The organism is Hungatella hathewayi WAL-18680 (genome assembly GCF_000235505.1).
In the GTDB taxonomy this organism is placed as follows: domain Bacteria; phylum Bacillota; class Clostridia; order Lachnospirales; family Lachnospiraceae; genus Hungatella_A; species Hungatella_A hathewayi_A.
In genome coordinates this window covers 241417-254132 of record NZ_JH379029.1, presented here as the reverse complement: position 1 = coordinate 254132, position 12716 = coordinate 241417, and the positions used below count along the sequence as shown (strand labels likewise).

At 51.3% G+C, this 12716-nt stretch carries 10 protein-coding genes; 5 read left to right on the top strand and 5 right to left on the bottom strand.

What is annotated here, in order from left to right; translation table 11 throughout:
- Positions 1-64 precede the first annotated feature (64 nt).
- From HMPREF9473_RS21975 to HMPREF9473_RS21955, 5 genes are all read right to left on the bottom strand, one after another.
- Entirely contained in the window at positions 65-802 is a 738-nt protein-coding gene (locus HMPREF9473_RS21975; RefSeq protein WP_006782420.1) for a GNAT family N-acetyltransferase, read from the bottom strand.
- 113 nt (positions 803-915) lie between these two features.
- Complete coding sequence (locus tag HMPREF9473_RS21970) at positions 916-1833, bottom strand: amidohydrolase family protein (protein WP_006782419.1); 918 nt, start codon at positions 1831-1833, stop codon at positions 916-918.
- Positions 1834-1853: 20 nt separating this feature from the next.
- On the bottom strand, positions 1854-3371 hold the full coding sequence (locus HMPREF9473_RS21965) for a sugar ABC transporter ATP-binding protein (RefSeq protein WP_006782418.1): 1518 nt from the start codon (positions 3369-3371) through the stop codon (positions 1854-1856).
- A gap of 24 nt (positions 3372-3395) precedes the next feature.
- Complete coding sequence (locus HMPREF9473_RS21960) at positions 3396-4388, bottom strand: ABC transporter permease (RefSeq protein WP_006782417.1); 993 nt, start codon at positions 4386-4388, stop codon at positions 3396-3398.
- Positions 4389-4425: 37 nt separating this feature from the next.
- Positions 4426-5469, bottom strand: a complete 1044-nt coding sequence (locus tag HMPREF9473_RS21955) for a sugar ABC transporter substrate-binding protein (RefSeq protein WP_006782416.1) — start codon at positions 5467-5469, stop codon at positions 4426-4428.
- Between the two features lie 222 nt (positions 5470-5691).
- Between HMPREF9473_RS21955 and HMPREF9473_RS21950 the strand changes: the two genes are divergently transcribed.
- The 5 genes from HMPREF9473_RS21950 to HMPREF9473_RS21930 all read left to right on the top strand — a co-directional run bounded on the left by HMPREF9473_RS21950 (position 5692) and on the right by HMPREF9473_RS21930 (position 12669).
- Positions 5692-6627 carry an AraC family transcriptional regulator gene (locus HMPREF9473_RS21950; protein WP_006782415.1) on the top strand — a complete coding sequence of 312 codons (936 nt, stop codon included), beginning with the start codon at positions 5692-5694 and terminating at the stop codon, positions 6625-6627.
- 215 nt (positions 6628-6842) lie between these two features.
- The gene (locus tag HMPREF9473_RS21945; protein ID WP_006782414.1) at positions 6843-7916 is read left to right on the top strand and encodes a glucuronyl esterase domain-containing protein; all 1074 of its coding nucleotides are present in this window, start codon (positions 6843-6845) and stop codon (positions 7914-7916) included.
- 25 nt (positions 7917-7941) lie between these two features.
- A complete protein-coding gene (locus HMPREF9473_RS21940; protein ID WP_006782413.1) occupies positions 7942-9726 on the top strand; it encodes a sensor histidine kinase in 1785 nt (594 codons plus the stop codon).
- Positions 9698-11236 (top strand): response regulator transcription factor, encoded by a 1539-nt coding sequence (locus HMPREF9473_RS21935; protein ID WP_006782412.1) that lies wholly within the window; start codon positions 9698-9700, stop codon positions 11234-11236. Before HMPREF9473_RS21940 ends, HMPREF9473_RS21935 begins: the two co-directional genes overlap by 29 nt.
- A 113-nt stretch (positions 11237-11349) precedes the next feature.
- On the top strand, positions 11350-12669 hold the full coding sequence (locus HMPREF9473_RS21930) for an ABC transporter substrate-binding protein (RefSeq protein WP_006782411.1): 1320 nt from the start codon (positions 11350-11352) through the stop codon (positions 12667-12669).
- Positions 12670-12716: the final 47 nt, after the last annotated feature.

The window sequence follows — 12716 nt, the reverse complement described above, 5'->3', positions numbered from 1 at the left end:
ACATATAAAAGACAGAACCAGGCGCCCGGATGGATAAAACCGTTCGGGCGCCTGATTTCGGTGATTATTGTTCATTTAAAACATAAGTAGTGTAGGGATGAGACATATGATACCCCAATTTTTCAGCTAGAGCAACGGAACGCAGGTCATGGGCATCCCAGCTGGGATAGAGATTCCGTTCCAGACATTCCAGTATCAGTTTGGCGCCGCACACCGTCGCCAGACCCTGTTGTCTATATTCCGGTTTGGTGTCAATTTCGATTTCGATTCCGCCATCATACACGGAATAAGGGGAAGCGCCCGCCACCAGCTCGCCCTGATATAGAATTGCCACGCCCAATGCCTGCCTTTGATAATCCGCATAATTTGCAAACTGAGAACACAAATCCACGGACCATTCCTCTTTGCCAGCCATTTCAAATATCATGCTGTCAATCATCCGGAGCTCATAACGACTGTCCAGGGCGGATACATAAGCGTTCAGCCGGTCTCTGTCGAACACATCGCCTTCTTTTTTGATTGCGTAACGCTGTATCTTTTCAACTGCATTTCCGAAGAAGTATTCTATCTGCTGTGCCCAAGCGTCATCTCTTGGGACGAGGAGCTTAGTACCATGGATTGGTTTCAGGATGTCATCACATGGCTGTCCGGCAAAGAAACAGAAATCTCCATGGATAATTCCGGCCGATTTTGGCTCTTCTTCATCAGCTAAAATTAAAGTACCCATATGTCCCTGAAGACAGGACCATATCATGGCCTCCTCCCAGCCGGAGAATAATTCTTTTGCTTTGCTGTTAACCATTTCTATCACCTGTTCCTTGATTAGTTTCATATATTATCTAATCATAACCCAAGGTGTTATAAAATGCTACTGAAATATCATTGGATATTTATAAATTACCGGCCGCTTTTCTCTTATAATCCAAACACTCTCTCCGCGTTTTTCACACAGATTTTCTCATACACTTCTTTAGAAAGTTTCCCTTCCGCCAATTTCTCATCCAGCCAGGCGCCCAGCGGGAAGGTGGTTTCCGTATTTCCCATATCGGTTCCGAACATCAGTTTGTCCTGGAACTTCTCGAGGAAGGAGAGGCCGAACGGTTCATCTCTCATAACTGCGCCGCCGCCGCTGTTGGCTGACAAATCGCCGTAGAGGTTGGGATAGCGCTCTAAGAGTTCCACGAGGCGGCCGCCGGGAGTGACGGGGCCTTCGCCCCAGGTGTTGCGGGCTACCTTGTCGGCGGACGCATCTCCGGATATCTCGTGCCAGAAGGGCTGGCTGTGGCCCACTAAAACCAAATCCGGGTGGCGTTTCAGGGCTTCCTCCAGGAGGGGGAGTCCCGGTTTGTCCGCGATGCCGTAGTTGAAGCCTTCCTCCGGGCTCATGTGAAAAAGAATCGGCAGGTGCAGTTTTTCCGCCGCGGTGAACACCGCCTCGATGAACGGGGTTCCAATCCACTTGTTGACGGCAAATTCTCCGATGCCGACAGCTCCCGCCTGCTTATAATTGCGCAGCCGCTCCTCCACGGTGTCGATGTCCCTCTCGTCCAGATTGCACATCCAGGCGAACACACCGGGGACGGCTTCGGCGGCCTGGCGGGCGGTATCATTTTGATAGAAGGGGGCATCCGCCTCCCCCATGGACAGGATGATACCTCTGCTGATACCAAGCTCTTTCAGGTGGGGAAGCATGTCCACGGAGCTGCTGGACTTCATGATGGCCGGCTGAGGTGTGATGCCCGAGGAGTAACTCTGCTGGCCATCGGCAAATCCTCTCATACGGTGTTCGCTGGTCACAAGACCAAGATGAAGATGTATATCTGTTTTTCCCATTGTCAATTTCCCTTTCCTGTTTATTCTGAAATAGCCGCGCGCATCACATTGATTTCGTTGATGTCATCTTTTGCCAGTTCCCCTGTGATGTGGCCGTTGCTGATGACGATGCAGCGGTCGCTCATGGACACCAGCTCCGGCATATCGGAGCTGACCATCACGATGGAGACACCCTGCTCGGTCAAATCGCTCATCAGCTGGTAGAAATCTGCTTTTGTCCCCACGTCGATTCCCTTTGTGGGCTCATCCATAAACAGAATCTGGGGATTGTTCAACAGCCATTTTGCCAGGATAACCTTCTGCTGGTTGCCGCCGGAGAGCTGAATCAGCTTGGTGTCCATGTCCGGCGCCTTGATGCGGAGCTTGTCGGACAGCGAGCCGACTTCCTCGGTCTCTTTTTTCTTATCGATGAAAATGCCTTTGGATACCTTGTCGAGACTGGCGACGGAGACATTTTCCCGGATGCTCAGCATCCAGATGATGCCGTTCCGCTTCCGCTCCTCCGTGACGAACCCGATGCCGTGGGCGATGGCGTCCTTGGGGCTGTTGATCTCCACCTTTTTGCCGTGGATATAGACCTCTTTCTTCACATGCTCCGTGTACTGGCCGAAGATGGCGCCCAGACTTTCGCTTCTGCCTGCGCCCACCAGACCGCCGATGCCCAGAATCTCCCCTTTTTTCAGATTGAAGGAAATGTCCTCCACAATATATTTTCCCTGGATGTTGGGGTGGGGAACCGACAGATGCTCCACCCGGAACACCTCCTCCGACTCGTCCACATGGGGGGATTTGGGGTATAGGTTTTCCACCTTCCGCCCAACCATCTCCTCAATCAGTGTGGCTTCCACCACATCCTTCACATCGTAGCAGGAGATGGTGTGGCCGTCCCGCAGTACCAGGACGCGGTCGCACAGCTTGTAGATTTCCTCCAGCTTGTGGCTGATGTAGATACAACTGATGCCGGAGTTACGCAGCTCATTTAGCAATTTCATCATAACTTCCACCTCAGAATCGGTCAGGGCCGTGGTGGGCTCATCCAGCACCAGAATCCGGGGATTCTTCGCCACGGCCCGCATCAGGCTCAGCATCTGCATCTGTCCGCTGTTTAAGGGGCGCACCGGCTCCCCAGGCTTTAAATCCAGATTGACCCGGTCTAACAGCTTCTGGGTGTCGGCGTACAGTGTTTTGTAGTCCACCCACCCGTTTTTGCCGGGGAGATTGCCCACAAACAGGTTTTCCGCCACGCTGCTGTCCAGCATCATATTCATTTCCTGGTAAACCATCTCGATACCGGCTTTCTGGGCCATGGCCACCGTCTCAAAAGTCTGGGGGACGCCGTCGATGACAATCTCCCCCTCGTATTCCCGGTTGGAGTAGCTTCCGGAGAGGACCTTCATCAGCGTGGATTTTCCGGCGCCGTTCTCCCCGCAGATACCCAGGATTTCCCCTTTTCTCAAGTCCATATTTACGTCATCCAGTGCTGTCACGCCGGGAAAACGCTTGGTCACATGGCGCATTTCCAATACGGTTTCACTCATGTTCCAAAACCTCCTTTCCCGCCTCTACATTCCGCTTCCGCTCTTCTCACGGCGGTACTTGTCAATGATGATGGAGATAATCAAAATCGCACCGAAAATGAGATTCTGCCAGAAGCTGGACACGTGCATCAGCACCAGTCCGTTGTTGATAACCGCCAGTAACAGACAGCCGAGAAGGGAGCCGATGATGGTTCCGCTTCCGCCCATCATGGAAGTTCCGCCGATGATTACGGAGGACATGATGGTCATCTCGGTTCCGGTTGCCACCGCTGTCTGGGCGCTGTTGAAACGGCTCGCCATGCAGACGCCGCAGAAGGCCGCCAGTACGGATACCAGTACGTTGACGATGGTCCGCGTTTTCCCGACGTCGATACCTGCCAGTTTGGCTGTCTCCTGATTGCCGCCCACCGCGCATATCTGGCGGCCAAATTTGGTCCGGTTCAACATCACGTGGATGATAATGCCCTCGATCACCGCCATGATGACCGTCCAGTAGACGCCGAAGACCTTGCCCTGGCCCAGGACCTTGAAGCTGTCGGAGAAGCCGGTGATTGGCAGGCCGTTGGTGCTGACCAGCACGAAGCCGTTAATTACATACTGGAGGCCCAGAGTCATGATGAAAGGCGGCAGAGCCATTTTCACCACGATTCCCGCTTTTAACAGGCCGCACAGGGCGCCTACCAGCAGGGTGATCAGGATGGCCACCGGGATGGGGAGTTTCAGCTTCGCCATGGCAAAACCGCACACGATACCGCCCAGGTTCGTGACGGCGCTGACAGATAAGTCAGAGCCGCCGGAGATGAACAGGCAGGTCAGCGGGGCCGCAATGATAAAGGAATAGCTGGTGGCTCTCAGCACGTCCACCATGTTCCGCATGGCGAAAAAGCTGGGGTTGACCATGCCGATGACAAACACCAGCACCAGAATGGGGATGACTGCCCCCATTTCCGGTCTCTTGAATATCAGGGCGGCGTTGCGTTTCCGTCTGGCCGCGTTCTTGTTTTCTGTATTCTGCATATTGTATCCGCTCCTTTGTCCGTAAGATGAGAACCTGTTATTTGGCGGTTGCCGTCACTTCGTAGCCGCGGGATGCACCGTACTCCACCGCGTCGGCGCTGGTCACACAGTTCATGCCGGAGTCTACTTTTTTCTCTACTTCCTTGCCGTCCCAGACATCCTTCAGCATGTAGACGCTCTCATAGCCCATCTTATAGAAGTTCTGGTCCAGGGTGCAGTCCAGCCCGCCGGTCATGACATAGTTTAAAATGTCGGCGGAAGCGTCGATACCGATGGAGTAGAACTCATCCTGTAAGTTGTTTTCCTCGATGAAGTTTGGAATGCCAAGGCTGGCGCCTGAGGAATCGTTGCAGACTACGGCGTTGATGGCCGGGTCGGCTTTCCAGAGGTTGTTCATCTTGTCGGCGGCCGTGGTCGGGTTGTTGTCATCCAGCTCGATGCCGTGGATGGAAATATTGTCGTGACCCTCCAGGGCCTGGCAGAAGGCGTCGTAGGTCTCCATAATGCTGGCGTTGCTGATATTCATGGTCATCCAGACCACCTTGCAGGGGTTGTCCCCAACCAAATCAATCAGAGTCTCCGCCTGGGTCACACCCATGTTCTTCTGGTCGGTGCCGATGTTGAAATCCTCGATGCCGTCCAAGTAGGTGTTGGTGGTGCCCACCAGCATGCCCTGCTCGTGAGCGCGCTCGATGATGTCGGTAAATACATCTTTATCAAATAACGGGCCCAGGATGGCGTCCGCGCCGCTTGTCATCGCGGTCTCACAGAGGTTCGCCATCTGGGAAGAGTCGTTGGCGGTTGTGGGGGCCACGTAATAGCCATCCCATCCCAGCTCCTTGCAGGCGTCCTCAAATCCCTGCTGTGCCTGGCTCCAGGCGGCTCCGCCTACCTTCAGGCTGACGAAGTAGATAGTCTTTTTATCGCCTGTGGCTGTTTTCGAGCTGTCACTCTGCCCCGTGGTGCCGGAAGTTGTGGTGCCGGATGTTGTCGCGGAAGTGTTGTCCGCGGAGCCGCAGCCTGTCAGCGTGAGACCCATACACAATACGGTGGCCATAGCCACTTTAAAAAATCGTTTCATAATCGTTTCCTCCTTTAAACTGATTGACGTGTCGTCACTATTGATATGCCTAGATTATCACAACCGGCTATGTAAATCTTAGGTTAATCAATAGGAAATATTGCAATTTTTGACATTTTGACTATATTACACTATAATCTGGTTATATAAAAAATATTTTTGGTTATAACTACTGGAATTTTGGAGAGATTGTTGGAAAATTAACGATTTTGGGAGAAAAATATGATTCGAAAAGGGAATAAATTTACGCATTTTGGAAGAGATATCGACCATCCACCGTTTTTTGAAGGTATTGAAATGCTACATTTTACCGATGTGACATTTGGCTCCTTTCTGCTTCATGACCATGATGTGATAGAGATAATGCTGATACTGGATGGTGACGTGGGGGTGGCTGTCAAGGGGGAACGCTATGAACTTCCCCGGGGATGTATGGTGCTCATTCCGCCGAAGCTGGTTCATCAGACCATTGTCCCGGAGGGGACAAAGCGGTATGAGAGGATGGTGCTGCATATCTTTCCGGAGTATGTGAAGCTGATTACGAAAGGGCTGCCGGCCACGACTTACCGGTTTCAGTTTACGGATAAGGTCAATATCTTTGACTATTCGCCGGAGACCTTCTGGATGTTCCGCACGTTATTTGAGCGCGCCTACTATGCGATTACCCAGGATAAGGAGTATCAGAGACTGGTGATCCCCAGTCTGGTGGTGGAGCTGTTTGTGGAAATGGAACACATTTTGCTGGACAGAGTGACGCCTCCCATTCCGGCTACCAACAATCTGGTGACCACAGTGGTGGACTATATCGACGAGCATTTTGCGGAACCGGGGCTGACGGTGGAGCAGATACGGGAGTCGGTCTACGTCAGCCAGGGATATCTGTCGAGGGTTTTTAAATCATTTACCGGAAGCAGCGTCTACAATTTTTTGACCTACAAACGCCTGATTCGGGCCAAGGAGCTGCTGGTCTCCGGTGAGACCGTGCTGGATGCATGCCTGTCTAGCGGCTTCACCGACTACACCAGCTTTTTAAAAACCTTCAAAAAAGCCTTCCACATGACCCCCACCCAGTACCGGAAAAAATACCGGCAGATGGTGGACAACCGGGAGAGTACGTTTGGCGGGTTTACGTTGACGGTGCTGGAAGGGGGAGAGTGAGGGGAGTTATAATAATTCCCTGGTTTTCCTGATTAAATAAAGAGGGATATTGGTGATGGATTCATTTTTCAGATATCCTCTTTGTGAGTAGCGGATGGCGGCATCACATGGTAAATGTCATAATTTTCCACCTGAATATCATTTTATTATTCTTGAGTCCCTGGTAGTAGTTCTGTAAAATAGAGACAGCAAGAAATGATGGGGAGGGGAGACTTATGCTGCCAGATATATTGAAAAAAGATGAGGTAAACACAGTAGAGACATGGGAAAAGGTGAGACGACCGGAGATAATGAGGATGTTTGAGACCTGGGTGTATGGGGTGACGCCGGTGGAGCCGCTTGACTGCCTGGAAGCGAAGGTTACGGAGACGGAGTATTTGATGGAGGGTGCGGTAAAGAAAGAGACATACTATCTGCACATGGAGCGTAAGGGGAAGTCCTGCGGATTTCATTACCGGGTGTTTTCTCCGGCAATGGGAAAAGCGGCGGGAGCGGTTCTCATGATTAACCCATTTTCCAGGAATCAGGCGCTGGATTATCCGGGAAAGGAACTGGACCATATGCCATATGACCTCATCACTGCCTGTGGGTACATTGGTGTCCATGCGGATGTAGATGAACTGTGTGCGGATGACGCGGAATGTTACAAAGAAGGTTTGTGGGAGCTGTTCCCGGAATCCATGGAGGGAGCTGCGGCCTGGGGAGCCATCGGAATGTGGGCTTACGCGGCCAGCCGTGTTGTGGATTGTCTCATAATGCAGGATTTTGTCGAATGTGGTAGAATAGTCGTATGTGGCTGCTCCCGGGCTGGCAAGGCGGCTTTGTGGTGCGGCGCCCAGGATGAGCGAATCGGTCTTGTGATATCCAACGTTTCCGGCTGTACTGGCGCTGCGGTTACAAGGGGAAAGACGGGGGAACATATTAAGGATATTACTACTCAGTTTCCACATTGGATGTGCAAGCATTATGCTTCCTTTGCGGACCGGGAGGAGGAACTGCCGGTGGACCAGCATATGCTGCTGGCTCTGTGTGCGCCAAGGCCGCTCTATGTATCCAGTGCGTCGGAGGATTCTTGGGCGGACCCGCAAAAAGAATTTGAGGCGGCCAAACTTGCAGGAGAGGTCTATGGTCTGTACGGAGAGACAGGACTGGAAGGGGAGACATTTCCAAAGGCGGATATACCGGTGGGGAATGGGTTTATCTGCTATCACAACCGTCAGGGCGTTCATGGATGCCGGAGATATGATTGGGAACAGTACCTGCCATTTATACAGAACCATTTTAATTGACAGAAAAGAGTGATTACAGTTGAACATGCATTCCATTCGTGGGAAATTTACCATAAGCAGTGCCATCGTCATAACGGCGATGATACTGCTTATTGAAGTTAGTATTTATATGGTAGCGGTCCGCCAGCATTTAAAGGATTCCGGCCAGCTATACTCGGACCTGGTGGATACCATGGGCAAGAGTTTTGATGACATGCACCTCTCATTTAAGAGGGGAATTAATTTCATTACCATGAATGAGGACTTACAGCAGGTGTTGGCCGCGCCTTATGACACCCAGGACGAGTATGAGGAACTGAACGGCCGGCTGAAGGTACTGTTAACTGACCGTGCCCTTTTGGTCAACGAGATTAAAGGTGTCTATTTATTTGATGCCGATGGGAAGTTCCGCATGCTCTGGAAAAAGAAAAATATTATGGGGGAGGTTTATCTGCCGTTTTCTGAGATAGAAGAGGAGTGGTTTCTGCCCTCCGGTAAAGTGTCCAGCCAGATGATAGGGGACAGTCTGGTGTTCACCAGAGCTATCCGCAGAATGAAGAATTTACAGACCATCGGTTATCTGATGGTGGTCTATGACGATGAACTGTTAAACCAGAGGGTGGAGGGAGTGCTGCCCAATGATGCCAGTTCGATTCTGGTGTTTGACGCGGATGGCTGCATTATCACCCACAATTATCACGACGAGGAAGTTCCGGAGCATGTGCTGGAAGAATTGGATTTTGCGGCCATGTCGGAATATGAGGTGGTAAAGTTAAACGGCGGCGGTCAGGTGATGGTGTCCCAATATCTCAGTGACAGTACCGGCTGGAGGATTGTATCGCTGGTGGATGTGAGTTATATTATCCGTTCCTCGGTACTGCTGCGGAATCTGGTATTGATTCTCGGCATCGCGGCGGTGCTGGGGGGTACTGCAATCCAGTGGGAGATGGCGAGGCGGATTGTGAAACCTTTAAACCATATGGTGGAGGTGGTGGGTTATGCCAAGGATGGAGATTATACGAAGCGGATGGAGATTAACACCCGGGACGAACTGATGATTCTGGGGGATGCGTTTAACCATATGCTGGCAAAAACGGACGTTCTGGTCAACCAGGTGCTGAAGGATGAGATTAAGTTCAAGGAGGAACAGCTGGCCCTGATGCAGGCGCAGATTAACCCCCATCTGCTTTATAACACACTGGAATGTATCAACTGGCTGGCGGAGTTTGACCGGAAGGAGGAGATTCGGCAGGTGACTATCGCATTTTCCAACTTGATGAAATCCCTGACTTCTGAACGAAAAATGGTGACGGTGGAGGAGGAAATCTCCTATGTGAGAGATTTCCTTTCGATTTATCAGATTATGCTGGAAGGGCATATGGAGTACCAGATTGAGGTGGCCTCCGAACTTTTGAAGGTGGAGATTCCCCGGCTTTTGATTCAGCCTCTGGTAGAGAATTCAGTGGTCCACGGGATAAAACAGAGTTTGGACGGCGGTCAGATTCATGTGAGTGTGATGCCAAGCGAGAGGGGATTCTTAATCTCGGTCCTGGATGACGGGGCGGGGATGAGTGCGGGACAGGTAGAACGGATTCTGGCGTTTGCCGCCGGGGAGAAGCGCTTTGGGGAGGAGATAGGACTGGGGCTTCGCAATGTGATTGAGAGGCTGGCGCTGGTGTACGGAGACCAGGCAAGGTTTCACGTAACCAGCGATGAGGGCTGGGGAACCACCATGGATATCTTTATCCCTGCGGGCAGCGAGCCGGTGGACAACAGGTTTGAGACAGAAGAGGAGCAGGAATATGGCATATTCGATTGTAGTGCTGGATGATGAACCGTTGATTCTGGAGGGGCTGACAAGGAGAGTGGACTGGACCGCCATGAATTGTGAGGTGGTCGGCTCTGCATCCAATGGGACTGTGGGGAAGGAACTGCTGGAGCAGCTGCGGCCGGACCTGGTGATATCGGATATTAAGATGCCGGGGCTGTCAGGGATGGAACTGGCAGAACTGAATTATAAACACGGGTATGCATCCAAGTTTATCATTCTGACGGCATACAGTGACTTCGCGTTCGCGCAGAAAGCCATCCGGTATCAGGTAGAGGACTATATTTTAAAACCGATTGACTTTCAGAAACTGAAGGAGGCGGTACAGAAGGCTATCAGTGGGATTCAGGAAATGGAACGGAGAGAACAGAAAGTGCAGAAGCTGGAGGAGGGGATGAAGAACACTCAGGAGCTGGTGACGGCCTCTCTTCTGTTTAACATCGCCCGGTACAGCAGTGATTCCGTGGACTGGGAGCAGGAGTTCTTAAAGAATTACATGATGTTTCGCCAGGGCGTCTTTCTGTTTGTGAAACTGTACAATCGTAACAAAGAAAAGGAAGCAGGTTCTCTTGGAAATATTCAGAATGAGATTGTAAAACGGTTTTTAGATCAGGGGACAATGATCCTGCGGGGAAGTGCGGATGATAAGCTGATTTTCTTATGCCAGATTGAGACTAAAGTGGATACGGAAACTGCAAGGAAGCGGATTGTAGATTTGGCGGACCGGATTATGAGGGAGATTGGAGCGGAGGAGAAGATGATCTGCACTGGCGTGGTCAGTGGCGTTTACCGGACGAAAGAAGAATTAAATGACCGGTACCAGGAGGGAATCGAACGGCTGAAGGAGAGCTTCTTCGCCGTGCGCAGCGGGGTACTTGTGGAAATGCTTCCCACGGAGGAACCGGTGGAGGTGGCGCTGGATGGACTGCTCCATCACTTGAAGCATGGAAACTTAAGGGAGATGAACGAAGAGTACTTAGCGTTGTGCAAAGCCCTGCGGGGGGCTAAGGACGCGGACTACGCTGCCCATGTGCAGAAGGAACTGCACCATCAAGCAGCCAAGGTGGCTTCCGGCGCCGGGATGGTACACAAACCTGCTATGGAACAGCGGTATCTGGCTGCCAATTATGACCAGCTTTCCCGGATGCTTGGCAGTTATTTAAATGCAATCTGCCAGTATATCGGCAGCGGCCAGAACTTAATCGGCAAAGTAAAGCTGCTGGTAGAAGAGTGCTACGGTGACAGCCAGTTTGGGCTTTCTGCGGCAGCCGACCGGCTGGGGGTGAACAACTCCTATTTAAGCAGGTTGTTTAAGAAGGAGACTGACGAGAACTTTGTTGATTATCTGGTGGATGTGAGGATTGGGAAGGCGGAGTATTTACTGAAGACGACAAAGCTGAAAAATTCAGAGATTTCGGCCATGGTGGGCTTTGAGGATGAGCGGTATTTTGGGAAGGTATTCAAAAAGAAATGCGGTGTGACCCCGAGGCAGTACCGGGAGAGTATTACTTAGAATGGGCAAGGTATAATTTTTCCATACAAACGTCAAAAATGTCTCCATTTTTTGAATGTGCCGTTTGGTAGAATAAAGACATCAATTGAACGTACAACGAACGGAGGAAGGTTATGAAGAGAAGAATTCTATCACTGGCATTGGCAGGAGTTGTAGCGCTTGGTATGCTTGGAGGCTGTGGGAAGAAGGAAGAGACGCCGGCAGGCACGGACGGACAGACAACAGGGGCAGCGGCGGCCGGGGATACCACCCAGGCAGCAAGTGGGGAAGTGAAGACCCTGGACATGTTCTGGTTCGCGGACGGTGCGGAGACGGACGCCATGAAGAAGCTGATTGCGGAATACGAGGAGTTGAATCCGGACATCAGGATCAACTTGCTGGAGGTGCCATTTGCAGAGATGGAGAACAAGATTATGATGTCCGTATCCGGTGGGGAAGCACCGGCGCTTTCCAGAACCACGGAGACTATCATCAGTGCGGTACATGAGGCAACCCTGGATTTAGGCGACTATGTGGACCGGGAGGAATTCTTATCCCAGTTTATGCCATCTATCGAGAATTATTATGTAGTAAATGGGAAAATCTGTGCGGCTCCCACCGATGTGACAGCCAACGGTATGATTTATAACAAGACCGCGTTTGAGAAGGCGGGCGTGGAAGTTCCCACAGACCCGGATGATGTATGGACCTGGGATGAGTTTGTGGAGGCAGTTAAGAAAGTGATGCAGGACGGTGGAGTCCAGTACGGTCTTGTGATTGACAATCCCACCCACCGCTGGGCCACAATCATGTATCAGTTTGGCGGACATTTTTTAAGTGAAGACGGACCGGATTTTAACCGCCAGGAAAATATCGACGCTATCAATTTTACAAAAAAACTGTTTGACGACGGTATTATCCCCAAGTCCACATGGCTTGGCGGGGAGGACCCCAACAATATGTTCCGCTCCGGCCAAGTGGCAGTTCACTTATCCGGTAACTGGATGTTAACCAACTATCATGACAATATCAAAGACTTTGAGTGGGGCGTGACCTACATGCCGAAGCAGAAAAACCGTTCTTCCGTACCGGGAGGCAAGCAGCTGGCGGCGTTTAAGGATACCGGAGTGGAGCAGGAGGCGGTTGACTTTATCCAGTTTGTGACTTCCAAGGAAGCCAATGAGCAGTACTGCCGGGAATCCTTATTCTTAAGCCCGAGACTGGATAATGCGGAGATTGAGTATCCATTTGGAGAAGAATATTTCGCCGTGTTTGCCAACGAACTGGCCAACACCGTTCCCGATGCCAGCTATGACATGGGATATCCGGGATTTACAGGAAAGATTAATCCGTCTCAGAAGGAGGGTATGTTCGAGGTGATTGCAGGGAATAAGACTGCGGAAGAACATGTGAAGGAGATCGACGAGCTGGCGGCAGAGGTATTCCAGAAATAAGTCATTCAGGGACAAGGGAGGAAGAAATACTTCGTTTCCCCTGTCCC